This window comes from Streptomyces sp. NPDC038213 (assembly GCF_055600495.1).
Map to the genome: position 1 here is coordinate 1 of NZ_JBVJYM010000001.1, position 17,374 is coordinate 17,374.

Annotated in this window: 18 protein-coding genes; 7 read left to right on the forward strand and 11 right to left on the reverse strand. The window is 74.6% G+C overall.

The features are described 5' to 3' along the window. Positions 1-116 precede the first annotated feature (116 nt). Positions 117-896 (reverse strand): hypothetical protein, encoded by a 780-nt coding sequence (locus tag ACZ7JZ_RS00005; protein ID WP_470931470.1) that lies wholly within the window; start codon positions 894-896, stop codon positions 117-119. A gap of 216 nt (positions 897-1,112) precedes the next feature. Between ACZ7JZ_RS00005 and ACZ7JZ_RS00010 the strand changes: the two genes are divergently transcribed. The 3 genes from ACZ7JZ_RS00010 to ACZ7JZ_RS00020 all read left to right on the forward strand — a co-directional run bounded on the left by ACZ7JZ_RS00010 (position 1,113) and on the right by ACZ7JZ_RS00020 (position 4,266). Further along, complete coding sequence (locus tag ACZ7JZ_RS00010; protein ID WP_470931472.1) at positions 1,113-2,384, forward strand: magnesium transporter MgtE N-terminal domain-containing protein; 1,272 nt, start codon at positions 1,113-1,115, stop codon at positions 2,382-2,384. A 172-nt stretch (positions 2,385-2,556) separates the two neighbouring features. Continuing rightward, positions 2,557-3,063: a DUF1003 domain-containing protein gene (locus tag ACZ7JZ_RS00015; protein WP_470932387.1), complete on the forward strand. Its 507-nt coding sequence runs from the start codon at positions 2,557-2,559 to the stop codon at positions 3,061-3,063. 69 nt (positions 3,064-3,132) lie between these two features. Further along, complete coding sequence (locus ACZ7JZ_RS00020; protein ID WP_470932389.1) at positions 3,133-4,266, forward strand: Mrp/NBP35 family ATP-binding protein; 1,134 nt, start codon at positions 3,133-3,135, stop codon at positions 4,264-4,266. 97 nt (positions 4,267-4,363) lie between these two features. Here ACZ7JZ_RS00020 and ACZ7JZ_RS00025 read toward each other — a convergent pair whose 3' ends face one another. From ACZ7JZ_RS00025 to sigE, 5 genes are all read right to left on the reverse strand, one after another. Then, positions 4,364-4,936 carry a hypothetical protein gene (locus ACZ7JZ_RS00025; protein ID WP_470932391.1) on the reverse strand — a complete coding sequence of 191 codons (573 nt, stop codon included), beginning with the start codon at positions 4,934-4,936 and terminating at the stop codon, positions 4,364-4,366. Positions 4,937-5,478: 542 nt separating this feature from the next. After that, positions 5,479-5,904 (reverse strand): sec-independent translocase, encoded by a 426-nt coding sequence (locus ACZ7JZ_RS00030; RefSeq protein WP_470931473.1) that lies wholly within the window; start codon positions 5,902-5,904, stop codon positions 5,479-5,481. Positions 5,905-6,019: 115 nt separating this feature from the next. After that, positions 6,020-7,594 (reverse strand): S1C family serine protease, encoded by a 1,575-nt coding sequence (locus tag ACZ7JZ_RS00035; protein ID WP_470931475.1) that lies wholly within the window; start codon positions 7,592-7,594, stop codon positions 6,020-6,022. Between the two features lie 344 nt (positions 7,595-7,938). Then, entirely contained in the window at positions 7,939-8,694 is a 756-nt protein-coding gene (locus ACZ7JZ_RS00040) for an anti-sigma factor family protein (protein ID WP_470931477.1), read from the reverse strand. Further along, positions 8,691-9,455 carry an RNA polymerase sigma factor SigE gene (sigE, locus tag ACZ7JZ_RS00045; protein ID WP_470931478.1) on the reverse strand — a complete coding sequence of 255 codons (765 nt, stop codon included), beginning with the start codon at positions 9,453-9,455 and terminating at the stop codon, positions 8,691-8,693. Before sigE ends, ACZ7JZ_RS00040 begins: the two co-directional genes overlap by 4 nt. A gap of 143 nt (positions 9,456-9,598) precedes the next feature. Here sigE and ACZ7JZ_RS00050 point away from each other — a divergent pair, with 143 nt between their 5' ends. Further along, the gene (locus tag ACZ7JZ_RS00050) at positions 9,599-10,261 is read left to right on the forward strand and encodes an O-methyltransferase (protein ID WP_470932393.1); all 663 of its coding nucleotides are present in this window, start codon (positions 9,599-9,601) and stop codon (positions 10,259-10,261) included. A gap of 118 nt (positions 10,262-10,379) precedes the next feature. On the opposite strand, the gene ACZ7JZ_RS00055 is transcribed toward ACZ7JZ_RS00050, so the two are convergent. Next, on the reverse strand, positions 10,380-10,547 hold the full coding sequence (locus tag ACZ7JZ_RS00055) for a DUF3117 domain-containing protein (protein WP_226735082.1): 168 nt from the start codon (positions 10,545-10,547) through the stop codon (positions 10,380-10,382). Between the two features lie 341 nt (positions 10,548-10,888). On the opposite strand from ACZ7JZ_RS00055, the gene chcB reads away from it, so the two are divergent. Continuing rightward, entirely contained in the window at positions 10,889-11,689 is an 801-nt protein-coding gene (gene chcB, locus ACZ7JZ_RS00060) for a 2-cyclohexenylcarbonyl CoA isomerase (RefSeq protein WP_470931480.1), read from the forward strand. Between the two features lie 237 nt (positions 11,690-11,926). On the opposite strand, the gene ACZ7JZ_RS00065 is transcribed toward chcB, so the two are convergent. Both ACZ7JZ_RS00065 and ACZ7JZ_RS00070 read right to left on the reverse strand, forming a co-directional pair. Continuing rightward, positions 11,927-12,499 carry a DNA-3-methyladenine glycosylase I gene (locus tag ACZ7JZ_RS00065; RefSeq protein ID WP_470931482.1) on the reverse strand — a complete coding sequence of 191 codons (573 nt, stop codon included), beginning with the start codon at positions 12,497-12,499 and terminating at the stop codon, positions 11,927-11,929. Continuing rightward, positions 12,496-12,936 (reverse strand): DivIVA domain-containing protein, encoded by a 441-nt coding sequence (locus ACZ7JZ_RS00070; RefSeq protein WP_470931484.1) that lies wholly within the window; start codon positions 12,934-12,936, stop codon positions 12,496-12,498. Before ACZ7JZ_RS00070 ends, ACZ7JZ_RS00065 begins: the two co-directional genes overlap by 4 nt. A gap of 123 nt (positions 12,937-13,059) precedes the next feature. On the opposite strand from ACZ7JZ_RS00070, the gene folP reads away from it, so the two are divergent. Beyond that, positions 13,060-13,920 (forward strand): dihydropteroate synthase, encoded by an 861-nt coding sequence (folP, locus tag ACZ7JZ_RS00075; RefSeq protein ID WP_470931485.1) that lies wholly within the window; start codon positions 13,060-13,062, stop codon positions 13,918-13,920. Between the two features lie 70 nt (positions 13,921-13,990). On the opposite strand, the gene ACZ7JZ_RS00080 is transcribed toward folP, so the two are convergent. Further along, on the reverse strand, positions 13,991-14,746 hold the full coding sequence (locus ACZ7JZ_RS00080; RefSeq protein ID WP_470931487.1) for an LOG family protein: 756 nt from the start codon (positions 14,744-14,746) through the stop codon (positions 13,991-13,993). Between the two features lie 65 nt (positions 14,747-14,811). After that, entirely contained in the window at positions 14,812-15,891 is a 1,080-nt protein-coding gene (gene dapE / locus ACZ7JZ_RS00085; protein WP_470931489.1) for a succinyl-diaminopimelate desuccinylase, read from the reverse strand. Between the two features lie 141 nt (positions 15,892-16,032). Here dapE and ACZ7JZ_RS00090 point away from each other — a divergent pair, with 141 nt between their 5' ends. Further along, positions 16,033-16,992, forward strand: coding sequence for a VldE C-terminal domain-containing protein (locus ACZ7JZ_RS00090; protein ID WP_470931491.1), 960 nt, complete (start codon positions 16,033-16,035; stop codon positions 16,990-16,992). The last annotated feature ends 382 nt before the right edge of the window (positions 16,993-17,374 follow it).

Genomic DNA, 17,374 nt, shown 5'->3' on the forward strand with positions numbered 1-17,374 from the left:
ATGCTCCGCGATGGAACCTTCTACGAATCACGCCTCCCCGAAGCGGTCGCCGCATGACCAGCTCAGCCTTGACGAAAGACATAGAGGCACCCCCCGGCCCTTCCGAGGGGGCGCGCCTATCCGCGGGCGGGCAGCTGGCTGCCGTAGTCCACGGTCTCGGACTTGTCGGGGGGCGTGAGGGTGACGGGCCGGTCCCAGTCGGCCAGCTCCACCACGCCCGCCCCGCCCGCCCGCTCCAGGCGCAGCGGGTACGGGGTGCCGATGAGCGCCACGTCGAGGCGGCCGCCCGCGCCCTTGTCCGCGGTGACCTGGATGGTGCGGGCCGCGCCGACCTTCCGGTAGGCGCCCTTCTCCAGCTTCCCGTGCAGGCCCAGCAGCCCGTCGAGCAGCACGTCCATGTCGGTGAACCCGCGCAGCTGCTTGTACGAGGGGTCGCCCTGGGGCACCTTCACGTACTTGTCGCCGAGCTTGTCGGCCGCGGCCGCGCCGTCCTCGGTGGACCCCTCCGGCTCCGGCTCCCCGCCGCCGGCCGGCTCGTCCTCGTGGTCCCAGAAGCCGGCGTCCGCCTTCAGGAAGAGCTCGTCGCCCACCCGCAGCAGCTCGAAGGTGCTCCCCGCGGCCTTCACCCGGCCCTCGCCGCCGCCCGAGGTGAGCTTCATGTCGAGGGTGAAGGACTTGCCCGCCGTCACCACCGTGCCCGACAGGCGTACCGCGTCGGCCGCCGTGGCCGCCGCCCGCGCCTTGGCCTCGATCTTCTCGGCGGACAGCTTGCCCACGCCGTTGGTGCCCTCGTCAGGGTCCTCCCCGCAGCCGGTGGCGGCCGCGGCGAGTGCCGCGCACAGCACGCCGGCGAGGGCGGCCCGGCGGATCCGGACGGCCGGGGGGAAAGCGATCACGGGCGGGCTGCCTCTCCTGGGGGCTCGGTGCAGCAGGCAGCGTACCCGTGCGTACGACGGGCCCCGGCCCCGGTGTGCGGCCCCCGCCCGGAGCCCCTCCCGCCCCGCCGGGCCCGCGCGCGTCCCCCCGCCCGCCCCCCACCAGGGCGGACCGGCGCCGCACGGGCTAGATTGAGTTCCCCACGAGGCGAAACGGTTCACAAGGGAGGCGCAGGGATGGCAGGAGGCGCCCCTCGGATCTTCGTCTCGCACCTGTCCGGAGTGCCCGTCTTCGACCCCAACGGCGACCAGGTCGGCCGGGTCCGGGACCTGGTCGCGATGCTGCGCGTGGGCGCCCGCCCGCCCCGGCTGCTGGGGCTGGTCGTCGAAGTGGTCAGCCGGCGCCGCATCTTCCTGCCGATGACCCGGGTCACGGGCGTGGAGTCCGGCCAGGTCATCACCACCGGCGTGGTCAACATGCGGCGCTTCGAACAGCGCCCCACCGAGCGGCTCGTGCTCGGCGAGCTCCTCGACCGCCGCGTGAAGCTGGTCGCGGACGGCGAGGAGGTCACCGTCCTCGACGTGGCCATCCAGCAGCTCCCGGCCCGCCGCGACTGGGAGATCGACCGGATCTTCGTACGCAAGGGCAAGGGCGGGGCGCTGCGCCGCCGCGGGGAGACCCTGACCGTGGAGTGGTCGGCGGTCACCGGATTCTCGCTGGAGGAGCACGGGCAGGGCGCCGAGAACCTGGTCGCGACCTTCGAGCAGATGCGCCCGGCCGACCTCGCGAACGTCCTGCACCACCTGACGCCCAAGCGGCGCGCCGAGGTGGCCAACGCCCTCGACGACGACCGGCTGGCCGACGTCCTCGAAGAGCTCCCCGAGGACGACCAGATCGAGATCATCGGCAAGCTGAAGGAGGAGCGCGCGGCCGACGTCCTGGAGGCGATGGACCCCGACGACGCCGCCGACCTCCTGTCCGAGCTGCCCGAGCAGGACCAGGAGCGGCTGCTCACCCTGATGCAGCCCGACGACGCCGCGGACGTGCGCCGCCTGCTGTCGTACGAGGAGAACACCGCGGGCGGTCTGATGACCACCGAGCCGATCGTGCTGCGCCCCGACGCCACCGTCGCGGACGCGCTCGCGCGGGTCCGGCAGGCCGACCTGTCCCCGGCGCTGGCGGCGCAGGTGTACGTGTGCCGGCCGCCGGACGAGACCCCCACCGGCAAGTACCTGGGCACGGTGCACTTCCAGCGGCTGCTGCGCGATCCGCCGTTCACGCTGGTCAGTTCGATCGTGGACGCCGACCTGCCGCCGCTGCGCCCCGACGCCCCGCTGGCGGCGGTCACCAGCTACCTGGCCGCGTACAACATGGTCGCGGTGCCGGTCGTCGACGAGAGCGGATCGCTGCTGGGCGCCGTGACCGTCGACGACGTACTCGACCACCTGCTGCCGGACGACTGGCGCGAGAAGGACTTCCACGCCGAGGAGGCCGTCCGTGGGCACTGACCGCAGGCGCGAGCCGGCCCGGGAGCACGGCCGCGAGCACGGGCTCGCGGACCGGCTGGAGGAGCTGGCCGAGCGGGCCCGGGAGCGGGCCGAGCGCGGCGACCGGGGGGACCGGGGCGGGCGCGGCGAGCGCGCGGACCGCGCCAAGGCGGGCGGCAGCACGGCGTCCGGGCTGTCGCGGCCCCGGGTCCGCCTCGACCTGCCCAAGTCGCCGCGCCGGGGGCTGCTGCCGGAGTACGACCCGGAGGCCTTCGGGCGCACCTCGGAGAAGATCGCCCGCTTCCTGGGCACCGGGCGGTTCATCGTCTGGATGACCCTGGTCATCATCGTGTGGGTGCTGTGGAACATCTTCGCGCCCGCCGCGCTGAAGTTCGACGAGTACCCGTTCATCTTCCTGACCCTGGCGCTGTCCCTCCAGGCCTCGTACGCGGCCCCCCTGATCCTGCTCGCGCAGAACCGCCAGGACGACCGCGACCGGGTCAACCTGGAGCAGGACCGCAAGCAGAACGAGCGGTCCATCGCCGACACGGAGTACCTGACCCGGGAGATCGCGGCCCTGCGCATGGGCCTGGGCGAGGTCGCCACCCGGGACTGGATCCGCTCGGAGTTCCAGGACCTCATCAAGGAGATGGACGAGCGGCGGCTGTTCCCGCACGAGAGTGACGAAGGCGACCGCTGACGGGCTTACCGGGCGGGTGCTACCGAGCCGTACCATCGGGTCATGGCTACCGACACACCCTCCGCCGCCGTGCCCGAGCAGGACGCGGTCCTCGAAGCGCTGGCGACGGTCAACGACCCCGAGATCAACCGGCCGATCACCGAGCTCGGCATGGTCAAATCGGTCGAGATCGGCGAGGGCGGCGCGGTGGCCGTCACGGTCTACCTGACGGTGTCGGGCTGCCCCATGCGCGACACGATCACCAGGAACGTGCGCGAGGCCGTGCTGACCGTCCCGGGGGCCACCTCCGTCGAGGTCACCCTCGACGTGATGGGCGACGAGCAGCGCAAGGAGCTCGCCGCGGCACTGCGCGGCGGCACCGCCGAGCGCGAGGTGCCCTTCGCCAAGCCGGGCTCCCTGACCCGCGTGTACGCGGTGGCCTCCGGCAAGGGCGGGGTCGGCAAGTCCTCGGTGACGGTCAACCTGGCCGCGGCGATGGCCGCCGACGGGCTGAAGGTCGGCGTGGTCGACGCCGACATCTACGGGCACAGCGTGCCCCGGATGCTCGGCGTGGAGGGCAAGCCCACCCAGGTCGAGAACATGATCATGCCGCCGATGGCGAACGGCGTGAAGGTCATCTCCATCGGCATGTTCACCCCGGGCAACGCCCCCGTGGTGTGGCGCGGCCCCATGCTCCACCGGGCGCTCCAGCAGTTCCTCGCGGACGTGTTCTGGGGCGACCTGGACGTGCTCCTGCTCGACCTGCCGCCGGGCACCGGCGATATCGCGATCTCCGTGGCCCAGCTGGTGCCCAATGCCGAGATCCTGGTCGTCACCACCCCGCAGCAGGCGGCGGCCGAGGTCGCCGAGCGGGCGGGCTCCATCGCCGTCCAGACCCACCAGAAGATCGTCGGCGTGGTCGAGAACATGTCCGGGCTGCCCTGTCCGCACTGCGACGAGATGGTCGACGTGTTCGGCACCGGCGGCGGCCAGCTGGTCGCGGACGGGCTGACCCGCACCACGGGCGCCACGGTCCCGGTCCTGGGCCAGATCCCCATCGACGTACGCCTGCGCGAGGGCGGGGACAACGGGCAGCCGGTGGTCCTGGCGGACCCGGACTCGCCCGCGGGTGCGGCACTGCGCGCCATCGCGGGGAAGCTGGGCGGCCGCCAGCGCGGCCTGTCGGGCATGTCCCTGGGGATCACCCCGCGCAACAAGTTCTGAGCCCGCGGGGCGGGTACGCCGGAGGGGCCGGGCGCGTGCGCCCGGCCCCTCCGGCGTGTCGTGCGGTCGTCGCCCGCCCGTACGGCGGGCGGGCGGGTCAGGCGTAGGCGCCGAGGTCCGGGACCACCGAGAAGGCGAGCCCGTACGCGCTCATCCCGCGGCCGTACGCGCCGATGTGGACCCCCTCGCGGGTGGTCCCGGCCAGGACCCAGCCGAACTCGGACTCGCGGTAGTGGAAGGGCGTCGGCACCCCGTCCACGGGCAGGGAGAGGGCCGACCAGTCGGGGCCGCCGAGGTCGTCGGCGAGCTCCCAGGCCGTCTCGGTCTGCTGGTCGAGCCAGTCGCTGCGCAGGCCGTGGTCCATCTGGCCCGGCCAGGTGAAGGCGAGCAGCCCGGAGCCGGCCAGCCAGGCCGCGGAGGAGACCGAGGTGGCCTCCAGGACCCCGGTGCCGTCGCCGCTGCGGCGGCTGGGGCTGGCGGCGACCGTGACGACCACGGCGAAGCGCTCGCGCTCGGCGGCGCCGGTGGCCTCGCTGCGGACCGTCGGCTCGTCCCCGTGGCCCACCGAGCCGTGCTCGACCGTGCCGTCCGCGGCGGTGCCGACCTGCATGAGCCAGCGGGGGCCCGTGAAGGCCCCGTCGAGCCCGTACCAGGGGAACCCGGCCCGCAGGTAGCCCTCGGGGGTGCGCCGGGCCGCGGGGACGGCCGGCGCCTCCGTATGGGCCGGTGGGTCCTGTAGGGCCGGTGGGGCGGATTCCGCGGGCGGCGGGGCCTGGGGGGCCTGCGCGGCGGGCTCGGGGGCCGGCGGGCCCTCCGCGGTCCCGGCGGCACGGGCCGCGGCGACCGCCGCGAATCCGCCGACGGGCTGCGCCGCCCCGGACTGGTCGCCGGACTGGTCCTCGGGCTGGTCGTTGAACTCGGGCTGGGGCTGGGTTTCGGGCGCTGCCGCCCCGGGGGCACCGGGTGCGCCCGGGGAGTCGACCGCTCCGGCCGCCTCGGCCGCACCGGGCTGCCGGCCCGGCTCGTCCGGCTGCAGTCCGGCCTGTACGCCTACCCGGCTCGTGGTCTCCATCTGTCCGGCCGCCTCTCGTTCCGTGGGGTCCGGAGTGGCCCTCCCCCGGGCTGTGCCGGGGGACCCCCGCCTTCGGGCGTCTGGGATCCGGACAGATGGAGGATAGCCATCCCGTACCGCCTCTCCCGGAAGGCGAGGGCTCAGGTGGCGTCGATGTCGAAGCGGGCGCGGTCGCCCCCGGCGGGCGGGGAGGGCTTCTTCACCAGGTCGGGGGCGGAGCCGGAGGGCTGCGGCGCGGGCTCGGGCTCCCTGCCGTTGACCGCGTCGGCGACCTCGTTCATCTCCTTGCGGAGGTCGAGGCTGCTGCGGATCTCCTTGAGGTCCTCGTTCTCCCCGAGCTGCTTGCGCAGGAAGGTCTTCGGATTGAGGTCCTCGAACTCGAAGTCCTTGAAATCGGGCCCCAGCTCGGTGCGGATGTCGTTCTTGGCGCTGTCCGAGAACTCGCGGATCTTGCGGATGAAGCGGGAGACGTCCTGGACGACCTTGGGGAGCTTGTCCGGGCCGAAGACGAGCACGGCGAGCACCACGAGCGTCAACAGCTCGAGTGCGCCTATGTCAGTGAACACCTGGGCCGCTCCTTGCTTCCTGCGGGTCTCCTCCTGCGGGGCCCCGACAACGGTACCCGGCGCCCGTCGCGGGCCGGTACCTGCCGGGGGACCCGGACCGGGTTTCACCCGGGCGTCACGATCCGTTCGCCGAACCGAGGACCACGGCCACCGACCGCTCGCGGCCCCCGCGGACCACCGTCAGCGTGAGCGGGTCCCCGGGCCGCCGGGCGCGGATCTTGACGATCAGCTCCTCGGGGCTGTGCACCCGGGTGCCGTCCACGCGGGTGATGACGTCCCCCGGGCGGATGCCGGCCCTGGCCGCGGGGCCGCCGGGGGTGACGGGCGGCTTGCCGCCGCTGCCCGCCGTGCCGACCCTGGCCCCGTTGCCGGAGTACTCCATGTCCAGGGTGACACCGATGACGGGGTGGGAGGCCCTGCCGTCGTCGATGAGCTCCTGGGCCACGCGCCGCGCCTGGTTGACGGGGATCGCGAAGCCGAGGCCGATGGAGCCCGGGCTGCGCTCGGGGGCCTCCTCCCCGCCCTTGCCGTCCCCTTCCCCGTCGCCGCCGTCGCCGCCGGAGCCGTCGTCGGCGGAGCGGATGGCGCTGTTGATGCCGATGACCCGGCCCCTGGCGTCGAGGAGCGGGCCGCCGGAGTTTCCGGGGTTGATGGGGGCGTCGGTCTGGAGGGCGTCGACGTAGCTGATGTCGCTGCCGTCCCCGGCCTTGCCGCCCGCGGTGATCGGACGCTCCTTGGCGCTGATGATCCCGGCCGTGACGGTGTTGGACAGGTCGAAGGGGGCGCCGATGGCCACCACGGGGTCGCCGACGCGGACCCGGTCGGAGTTGCCGAGCGGCAGCGGGCGCAGGCCCCTGACCCCGGTGACCTTGACGACGGCCAGGTCGTAGCCCACGTCGCGGCCGACGATCCGGGCGGGGGCGCTCTCGCCGCCGCTGAAGGTGACCGTTATGCGGCCCGCCTTGGCGGCGGTGTCGACCACGTGGTTGTTGGTGAGGATGTGGCCCTTGCCGTCGAGGACGAAGCCGGTGCCGGTGCCGCCCCCGGTGCCGCCCTCCACGTGCAGGGTGACCACCCCGGGCAGGGCGCGGGCCGCGATCTGCGCCACGCTCTGCGGGGCCCGGCCGCCTTCGCCGCCGCCCCCGTCGGCGCCGGGGTCCCGGGAGTTCCCGTCCCCGGCGTCGGCCAGTTCGAGGGTGGTGGAGGAGGCCCGCTCGGTGTAGCTGCCGATGCCGCCGCCGAGGGCTCCGGAGAGCAGGGCCAGCAGGACGGCCCCCGCGACCAGGGGGGCCCGGCGCCTGCGCGGCCCGGGCGCGTCGGCGTCGACGAGGTGGAGGGGGCGGGCCCAGGGGTCGTAGCGGGGGCCGGGCGCGGGCTGCCCGTACGGGTGCGGCTGCGCGCCGGGCGGCCCGTACGGCTGGGGGTGCGCGCCCGGCTGCCCGTACGGCCGGGGGTGCCCGGGGTGCTGCTGCGGGCCGGCGGGGGCGGGCGGGGCGGGGCGGCTCCACCAGCGGGGGCCCGGGGGCACCTGCACGGGCGCGTCCGCTGCCGGGTCCGCCGCGGGGCCGGCTGCCGCTCCGGCGGGCCCGGGTGCCGCGCCGGCGGCGCTGCCGGTGCCGGGGGCGCTCCACCACGCGGGCGTGCGGGGGCCGGGCACGGACGCCGTTTCGCTCGGACGGCCGTCGTTCATCTGCACTCCCCCGGAGGTTCCCACGCGTGCGCCCCGCCGGACGCTCCCGCGGAGGATTCAACCAGGTCCCCGACTCCCCCGTCAGTACGCGCCCGGGCACGGGCGGATGCGGGCTGGCGCGGGGACGGGTACGCGCGGCGGATGCGGGTAGGCGCGGGTGCGAGAGGCGGGTGCGGGTACGCGCAGGTGCGAGAGGCGGGTGCGGGCAGGCACTAGTACGGGCGCGCGGGTGCGCGCAGATGCGGGTACGGGCGGATGCCAGCCGGCGCGGCGCACGCGCGGTGCCGGTGTGCGGAGACCGCCCGGCCCCGGGGAGGGGCGGGCGGTCCCGGGGTGCGGCCGGGTCAGGGGGCCGGGACGGCGCCGACCCGGCTGCGCTCGGCTGCGGGTGCCTTCACCGGGGGCAGCTGGGCCGGGTAGGGACCCGGCGCGTACGCCGCGCCCGGCGTGGCGAGCACGCGCGGGATGTGGCCGGTGGCCGCCGGGGCGCTGCGGTCGGCGGGGTGCGGGTGGGGGCGGGAGATGCTGTCCGCCACCGAGAAACCGCCCGTGCCCGTCCCCGTGCGCGTCGCCGGGGTGACGGCCGTGCCGCCCTCCCCGCGCGCGTTCGGGTCCACGACGGCCTCCAGGGGGAGGGCGCCGCCGAGGGCGATCGCGGCGAGCGAGACCGCCCCGGCCGCGACGAACGCGAACCGGCGGCCGCGGGCCTGGGCCGCGGCGGGCCTGCCCACCTCGTGTATCCGGAACCCGCGCTCCGGCGCGACCGCGGCCGCAGCGGCCGCAGGCACGTAACCGAAGGAGTCGGGGCCCACCGCCCCGAAGGGGGCGCTGCCGAAGCCGGCGCCCCCCGGGGCGCCGGGATCCCCTCCGGGCAGCCCCTGGAGCCTCGCCAGCAGCCCTTCGGAGGGCGGCGGCGGGGCCGATTCCACGAAAAGGGTCTTCAGCCGCCGCTGGGCGTCGGCCTCGGACTTGCAGCGCGCGCAGGTCGCCAGGTGCGCGAGCACCCGCTCGCGCGCGTCATGACCCAGCTCCCCGTCCACGAGGGCGGCGAGCCGGTCGCCCAGGTGGTGCTCCGCCGGAGACGGACTGACTCCGCTCACTCCACTCCGCCCTCTCCCCCCACGGCCGCGCCGGCCAGCGCACGCTGCTCCGCACGGGCCTCGGGGGACCGGTGCTTGAGCGCCTTGCGCAGGTGCGAGCGGCCTCGGTGGATGCGGCTGCGCACGGTGCCGAGCTTGACCCCGAGCGTGGCCGCGATCTCCTCGTACGACAGGCCCTCGATATCGCAGAGCACGACGGCGGCCCGGAACTCCGGCGCCAGGGTGTCCAGCGCCTGCTGGACGTCGGCGTCGAAATGCGTGTCGTGCAGCACCTGCTGGGGGGAGGGCTCGCGGCTGGGCAGCCGCTCGGCGGCGTCGTCGGCGAGCGCGTCGAAGCGGATCCGCTGCTTGCGGCGGACCATGTCCAGGAAGAGGTTCGTCGTGATCCGGTGGAGCCAGCCCTCGAAGGTGCCCGGCGTGTACGTCGACAGCGAGCGGAAGACCCGGACGAAGACCTCCTGCGTGAGGTCCTCGGCATCGTGCTGGTTGCCCGTGAGCCGGTACGCGAGGCGGTAGACCCTCGCACTGTGCGTGCTGACGATCTCCTCCCACGAGGGAGGGGTCCACGCCTGCTGGCCCGCATCTGCGGCAAAGGTCGCGGTGGTTGCGGTCGCGGTGGTGTGGAAGCGGTCAGCGGTGTCAGTCACGGATTTCGGCTCACCCGCCGACCTGAAGAGGCGTCTGAGGACGCCCCCACGATCCACAGGCGCAGCCGCACCTCCCCTATCGGCTCTGGTGGTGTCCAGTGGAGCCCCTACCATAGCCACCCCGTCCGTCAGCTCTGGATAAGCTTTTTTGCGTGAACTTTGCCGAGGCTGCCGCGCAGGTGCCCGGCAGCGCCCTTCACCCCTCTCAACGCCCGGTCCCATCTGCGGGTTCCCGGAACCAGCGGCTACAGTCACCGTTGCGCCAACTATGGGGACAGGAGAGGGTCATTAGCGGCAACCGGCAGACGAGCTGGGCGTTCGCCGACGTGTTTGTCGCCGAGGACGACGCGCTGCGGTGGGCCCGCGACCGGGCGAGGGAGGCGGGCCTGCGCCCGGTGTCCCCCGGCACCGGGGCCGCCCTGCGCCTGCTCGCCGCCACCGCCGACGCGAAGGCGGTCGCCGAGATCGGCACCGGCACCGGAGTCTCCGGCATCCACCTGCTGCACGGCATGAGGCCGGACGGGGTGCTGACCACCGTGGACCCGGAGGCCGACCGGCAGGCCCTGGCCCGGCAGGCCTTCCGCGCCGCCGGCTTCGCCGGGAACCGCGCGCGCTTCATCCCCGGACGCGCCCTGGACGTGCTGCCGCGGCTCGCGGACGGCGGGTACGACCTGGTCTTCTGCGACGGGGACCCGACCGAGTCCCTCGACTACCTCGCTGAATCGTTGCGCCTGCTGCGACCAGGCGGTCTCGTGTGCTTCGAGGGCGTTTTCGCGGACGGCCGGACCGTGGACTCGGCCGCCCAGCCCGTCGAGGTGCTGCGGGTGCGGGAGCTGCTGCGGACCGTACGGGAGAGCCCGGCCCTGGAGACGGCCCTGCTGCCGGTCGGCGACGGACTGCTCTGCGCGGTCCGCCGCTGAGCCGACCGGGGGCCGCGGGCACGGACCCACGGACCCACGGACCCCGGACGCGCCGATGCCCCGGCCGCCACAGGGGCGTACGGGGCATCGGGCAATCCGTTGCGGTGCGGGTCTTGCGTCAGCCGACGACGTTCTTGAGGGCGTCCGCGAGAGCACCGGCCTCGTCGGGGGTCAGCTCCACGACGAGCCGACCGCCGCCTTCGAGCGGTACGCGCATGACGATGCCCCGCCCCTCCTTGGTGACCTCGAGCGGGCCGTCGCCCGTCCGCGGCTTCATGGCCGCCATGCTCGTTCCCCTTCCTGAAACCAGCTCATCGTCAGCCGACGGCCCCGTTCAGGCGCCTGCTACTCGGCATCGAACACATTGCTTCCCGCCATTATCCCGCATGTCAGGACCCGATGACCAACATCGGCCGGGAACGCTTGCGCAACGCGCTTGGCCAAAACCACTCATTTCGGGGATCCGCCTGCGATACTTCGCCACCGCACCGCGGGGCGGGCAGGGGCCTCGGGGGTTCGTTTGACGCATGTCACATGTCCGGGCGGGGCCCCGTCCGCCATGCTGGCCCGAGTACCGGCCAGTACGGAGCGCTGGCCGGGTCCGCGACGGAGGGGACACCACCTGACATGGCCGACACCGTGCTGTACGACGTGGCCGACGGGCTCGCCACGATCACGCTCAACCGCCCCGACGCGATGAACGCGCTCAACGTGGACGCGAAGGTGGCCCTCCGGGACGCCCTGCGGGACGCGGGCGCGGACACGGAGGTGCGCGCCGTGCTGCTGACGGCGACCGGGCGGGCGTTCTGCGTGGGCCAGGACCTGAAGGAGCACATCGGGAACCTGGCCGCGGCGCGGGAGTCCGGCGGCGGGAACGCGCTGAGCACCGTGAGCGAGCACTACAACCCGATCGTGCGGGCGATCACCGAGATGCCGAAGCCGGTCGTGGCCGGGGTGAACGGGGTCGCGGCCGGGGCCGGGTTCGGCTTCGCCCTCGCCGCCGACTACCGGATCGTCGCCGACACCTCCACCTTCAACACCTCCTTCGCCGGGGTCGCGCTCACCGCCGACTCCGGGGTGTCCTGGACCCTGCCGCGGCTGATCGGCCAGAGCCGGGCGGCGGACCTGCTGTTCTTCCCGCGGTCGCTGTCGGCGCAGGAGGCGTACGAGCTGGGGGTCGTGAACCGGGTCGTGCCGGCGGCGGAGCTGGCGGACGAGGCGGCGGCGGTGGCCCGCAAGCTGGCCTCCGGGCCGACGGTCGCCTACGCGGCCCTCAAGGCGTCGATGGCGTACGGGGCCGGAGCCTCGCTGAGCGCGGCCCTCGACAAGGAGGACGAGCTCCAGACGCTGGCCGGGGCCTCCGAGGACCACGCGATCGCGGTCGCCGCCTTCCTCGCGAAGGAACGGCCGAAGTACCTGGGCCGGTAGCGGGCGGCCCTGCGGGGCTGCTCCCCCACCCGCCCCTTCACCGTTCCCCGGGCGCGCCCTGACCCCTTCGGGGGCTCCGCCCCCGGACCCCCGCGCCTCAAACGCCGGCGGGGCTGGATTTCGGCGCGCCTGGGTCGGACCTGAGCCGGACACCTGCCGCAGCACCATCCAGCCCCGCCGGCGTTTGAGGGGCGGGGTCTGGGGCGGAGCCCCAGGGCCTGGGTGCCGGGCCGGGCGTCAGCGGGACGTGCAGGTGGTCAGGTGGTCGTTCACCAGGCCGCAGGCTTGCATCAGGGCGTACGCCGTTGTCGGGCCCACGAAGCGGATGCCGGACTTCTTCAGGGCCTTGGACAGGGCCGTGGACTCCGGGGTCACGGCCGGTACGTCCGCCAGGGACCGCGGGGCGGGCCCCGGCTCGGGCGCGTGGGACCAGATCAGGGCGTCCAGCTCGCCGGGGGCCCAGCGGGCCAGTTCCTTCGCGTTGGCGAGAGTGGCCTCGATCTTCATGCGGTTGCGGATGATCCCCGGGTCCGCGAGGAGCCGCTCCGCGTCGGCCGGCCCGAACTCCGCCACCGCCGCGATCTCGAACCCCGCGAACGCCGTGCGGAAGCCCTCCCTGCGCCGCAGGATCGTCAGCCAGGACAGCCCCGACTGGAAGGCCTCCAGGCACAGCCGCTCGTACAGCGCGTCGTCCCCGTGGACCGGCCGCCCCCACTCGGTGTCGTGGTACGCCGTGTAGTCCTCGGTCGCCAGCGCCCACGGGCAGCGCAGCAGCCCGTCCGGACCGGCCGCGGCCCCGCCCGCGCTCACGCGCGCGCCCCGTCCTGGCCCTGGTCCCGCGGGGACTGCTGTGCGCCGTCGGCGTCCACGACGGACGGCGGCGCGTCCTCCGGGGAGCCCGGGGAGGGACGCTTGAAGAGGTCCGGGGCGGCCGCCGCGGCCGTACCCGCCGCCCGCGCGCCCGCGAGCACCGCCTCCAGTTCGGCGATCCGCGCATCCCGCTCCGCGAGCTCCGCGCCGAGCCGCTGGAGCACGTCGTCCACCTCGGCCATCCGGTAGCCGCGGGGCGCGACCGGCAGGCGCAGGGCCTCCATGTCCGCGCGCTGCACCGGGCGGGCCAGGGGCAGGGCGTCCGCCACCTGTTCGGGCTCGGCCTCCGGGAGTACGGCCCGTTCGCCGCCGCCCACCACGGCGAGGGTGACCGCGCCGACGACCACGACCAGCGCGATCAGCAAGAACCAGAACACGACCTACCAACTCCCGTGGCCCGCGAAGACTGTCCGGCACGATCGTGCCATGCGCCCGCTGCGGTCCGTGCCGCACCGGCCGGTTAAGGTCGCAGGCGGACGATCAGAGCGAGGAGACAGCGGATGCTGCGGCTGGGCAGGCGTGAGTTCGGCACCCACGAGCCGGTGGTCATGGCCATCGTGAACCGTACCCCCGACTCCTTCTACGACCAGGGCGCGACCTTCCGCGACGAGCCGGCCCTGGCGCGGGTCGAGCAGGCGGTGGCCGAGGGCGCGGCGATCATCGACATCGGCGGGGTGAAGGCCGGTCCCGGCGAGGAGGTCGACGCCGCCGAGGAGGCCCGCCGGACGGTCGGGTTCGTGGCCGAGGTGCGCCGCCGCCACCCCGATGTGGTGATCAGCGTGGACACCTGGCGCCACGAGGTCGGCGAGGCGGTCTGCGAGGCCGGCGCCGACGTGCTGAACGACGCCTGGGGCGGGGTGGACCCGAAGCTCGCCGAGGTCGCCGCCCGCTACGGCGCGGGGCTGGTGTGCACGCACGCGGGCGGGGTGGAGCCCCGTACCCGCCCGCACCGCACCGAGTACGGGGACGTCATGGCCGACATCCTGCGGGTGACGGTGGGGCTGGCCGAACGGGCCGCCGCTCTGGGCGTCCGGCGGGACGCGATCATGATCGACCCCGGCCACGACTTCGGGAAGAACACCCGGCACTCGCTGGAGGCCACCCGGCGGCTGGGCGAGATGGCGGAGACGGGCTGGCCGGTGCTGGTGTCCCTGTCCAACAAGGACTTCGTGGGCGAGACCCTCGACCGGCCGGTCAAGGAGCGCCTGCTCGGCACCCTGGCCACCACGGCCGTATCGGCCTGGCTGGGCGCGCAGGTGTACCGGGTCCACGAGGTGGCCGAGACCCGGCAGGTACTGGAGATGGTGGCCTCGATCCAGGGCCACCGGCCCCCGGCGGTGGCCCGCCGCGGCCTGGCCTGAGCGGCCCGCCCCGCGGCCGCCCGGCCCCGTCCGGCGGCTGCCGGGCGGGGCCGGGCGGGATCGGCGGACGCTACTTGCCGACTTCCTTCGTGACGAGCGCGATCGCCTCGTCCACGTCGTCCGTGACGTGGAAGAGCAGCAGGTCGTGCGCGGAGGCCTTGCCCTGCGCGATCACCGTGCTCTGCAGCCACTCGACCAGGCCGCTCCAGTACTCCGTGCCGAACAGCACGATCGGGAAGCGGGTGATCTTCTGGGTCTGGACCAGGGTCAGCGCCTCGAAGAGCTCGTCGAGGGTGCCCAGTCCGCCCGGCAGGACCACGAAGCCCTGGCTGTACTTCACGAACATCGTCTTGCGGACGAAGAAGTAGCGGAAGTTCAGGCCCAGGTCCACGTGCGGGTTCAGGCCCTGCTCGAAGGGCAGCTCGATGCCGAGGCCGACCGAGATGCCGTTGCCCTCGCGCGCCCCGCGGTTCGCCGCCTCCATCGCACCCGGCCCGCCGCCCGTGATCACCGCGAAGCCCGCGTCCACGAGCGCCCGGCCGATCTGCACGCCCGCCTCGTACTCCGGGGAGTCCGGGGCGGTGCGCGCCGAGCCGAACACGCTGATCGCGGGCGGCAGCTCGGCCAGGGTGCCGAAGCCCTCGATGAACTCCGACTGGATGCGCAGGACCCGCCAGGGATCGGTGTGCACCCACTCGCTCGGGCCGGCCGAGTCCAGCAGGCGCTGGTCCGTCGTACTGCCCGCCTGCACCTGGCCGCGCCTGCGCAGCACCGGCCCGAGCTGCTGCTCCTCGGGCTTGCGCCGCACGCTCTCGGGGTTGCCCATGATGTGCTCCCTCCTGCTGATCGTTCGGATCAGGGTAGGCGCACAAAGGTGACGAGAAGCGGAATTCAGGAGGTCAGCCAGGCGCGGAGTCGCTCCTCGCAGTGGAGGATCGCCTTCGTGTCCACGCGCTCGTCCCGCTTGTGCGCGAGGAGCGCGTCCCCGGGCCCGTAGTTGACGGCCGGCACGCCGAGCGCGCTGAAGCGGGACACGTCCGTCCAGCCGAACTTGGGCATCGCCCGGCCGCCGACCGCCTCCATGAAGGCCGTCGCGGCGGGGTGCGAGAGCCCCGGCAGGGCCCCGCCGGAGAGGTCGTCGACCACGAACTCGACGACTCCGCAGTCCGCGAAGACCTCCTCGACGTGGGCCAGGGCCTCCTCTTCCGTACGGTCGGGCGCATAGCGGAAGTTGACCGTCACCGTGCACTCGTCGGGGATGACGTTGTTCGCGACCCCGCCCTCGATGCGGACGGCGTTGAGGCCCTCGTGGTACTCCAGGCCGTCGATCAGCGGCTTGCGCGGCTCGTACGCGGCCAGGCGGGCCAGGATCGGGCCGGCGGCGTGGATGGCGTTCGAGCCCATCCAGCTGCGCGCCGAGTGCGCCCGCTCGCCCGCCGTCTTCAGCAGGACCCGCAGGGTGCCCTGGCAGCCGCCCTCGACCTGGGCGTTGGAGGGCTCCAGGAGTACGGCGAAATCGCCCTCCAGCCACTCCGGGTGCGCGTCGGCGACGCGGCCGAGGCCGTTGAGGTGGGCCGCGACCTCCTCCTGGTCGTAGAAGACGAAGGTCAGGTCGCGGTTGGGGGCGGTGACGGTGGCCGCGATGCGCAGCTGGACGGCCACCCCGGACTTCATGTCGGTGGTGCCGCAGCCCCACAGCACGCCGTCCTCGTCCAGCCGCGAGGGCACGTTGTCCGCGATCGGGACGGTGTCGAGGTGGCCGGCGAGCACGACGCGCTCGGGGCGGCCGAGGTCCGTGCGGGCGACGACGTTGTTCCCGAGACGGTGCACGGTCAGGTGCGGCAGGGCGCGCAGCGCCTGCTCGACGGCGTCGGCGAGGTACTTCTCGTCGCCGCTCTCGGAAGGGATGTCGACGAGCCGGGCGGTCAGCTCGGCGGCGTCCAGGCTGAGGTCTAGCGCGGATTCGGGCATGGCCACGACCCTAACCCGCCGGGCTGTGACGAGGGCGTGACCGTCCGGCCGCTGGACGCGTCTTCTGTCTCAAGTACGGTGGGCCGCGTGTCCGATCCCAGCCAACGTGCCGCCGGCACGCCAGACCCGGAGGACCCTCCCGTGCCCGCCACCCCACCCGCCTCCGGCCGGCCCGCGCGGCGCACCCGGCGCCGCCGGCCGCTGCGCACGCTGGGCGCGGTGGCCGTGCTGCTCGCGCTGGGCGGGTACTTCGCGGTGCAGCAGGAGTCCAACGGCGGGGCCGGGGCGCCGCACTGCACGGTGCGGGCCGCGGGCGGCGGCAGCGGCGAGGGCACCTCGTACGGGATGTCGCCGGACCAGGCCGCGAACGCCGCGACGATAGCGGCGGTCGGTACGGGCAAGGGGCTGCCGGAGCGGGCGGTGACGATCGGGCTGGCCACGGCCATGCAGGAGTCCGCGCTGCGCAACCTCGACCACGGCGACCGGGACTCCCTGGGCCTCTTCCAGCAGCGGCCCTCGCAGGGCTGGGGGACGCCGGAGCAGATCATGGACCCGGTGTACTCGGCGGGGATCTTCTACGACCGGCTGGCGAAGGTACGGGGGTACTCGCGGCTGCCGCTGACCGTGGCGGCGCAGAAGGTGCAGCTGAGCGGGTTCCCGCAGGCGTACGCGAAGCACGAGCCGGATGCGGTGCTGCTGGCTGCGGCGCTGACCGGGCGGGCTGCGGGCGCGCTGACCTGCACGGGGCCGGTCCCCGTGACCGCCGGGGATCCGGCGCGGATCCAGCGGGAGCTGGTACGGGTCTTCGGGGCCGGGACCTCCGTCCCCGGCAAGCCGGGCGCGCCGCGGGTGGCCGGGAAGGCCGCTGCCGGTGGCGGGATCCGGACCTCCGGACGGGAGGTCGAGGTCGCGGTGGCCGATGAGCGGCAGGGGTGGGAGCGGGCGCACTGGGCGGTGGCGCATGCGGCGCGGCTGGACGTGTCGCGGGTCGTGTACGGGGGGCGGGTCTGGGAGGCGGGTAAGCATCGTGGCGCGTGGCGCGACGCGGAGACGGCCTCCCCGCGCGACCGCGTCCTCCTGACCGCCGCCGCCGGGCTCTGACCGTCCCCGCCCCCGTCCCGCTGCGCGGGGCCTGTTCCCCACCCCGCCCCTTCCCGAAGCGGGGGCTCCGCCCCCACACCCCCGCGCCTCGAACTCCCCCAGACTTCGTCCGGGGGGACCCCCTGGCGGGGCTGGAGTTGGCCGGGGGTGGGTGGGGCGGGTGCGGGTGGGTGAGTGGGTTTCGGGGCTCCGCCCCGGGCCCCGCGCCTCAAGCGCCGGCGGGGCTGGATGTTGCCCGGGTGGGTGGTCGCGTGCGGGTGGGTGCGGGCGGGGGTCCGCCAGGGGCGGGTGGGGGCCGAAGGCCGGCAGGGGTGGACAGGTGTGCGGGGGGTCGCTCGGGGTGGTGGTGGGGCGGGGGCGGTGGAGGGGGGCTGTTCGGCGT

Coding starts and splice junctions, on each gene's coding strand:
- folP (WP_470931485.1), top strand. CDS start 13,060: ATGCTGCGGCTGGGCAGGCGTGAGTTCGGCACCCACGAGCCGGTGGTC.
- ACZ7JZ_RS00080 (WP_470931487.1), bottom strand. CDS start 14,746: ATGGGCAACCCCGAGAGCGTGCGGCGCAAGCCCGAGGAGCAGCAGCTC.
- ACZ7JZ_RS00035 (WP_470931475.1), bottom strand. CDS start 7,594: ATGAACGACGGCCGTCCGAGCGAAACGGCGTCCGTGCCCGGCCCCCGC.
- ACZ7JZ_RS00010 (WP_470931472.1), top strand. CDS start 1,113: ATGGCAGGAGGCGCCCCTCGGATCTTCGTCTCGCACCTGTCCGGAGTG.
- chcB (WP_470931480.1), top strand. CDS start 10,889: ATGGCCGACACCGTGCTGTACGACGTGGCCGACGGGCTCGCCACGATC.
- ACZ7JZ_RS00055 (WP_226735082.1), bottom strand. CDS start 10,547: ATGGCGGCCATGAAGCCGCGGACGGGCGACGGCCCGCTCGAGGTCACC.
- sigE (WP_470931478.1), bottom strand. CDS start 9,455: ATGGTAGGGGCTCCACTGGACACCACCAGAGCCGATAGGGGAGGTGCG.
- dapE (WP_470931489.1), bottom strand. CDS start 15,891: ATGCCCGAATCCGCGCTAGACCTCAGCCTGGACGCCGCCGAGCTGACC.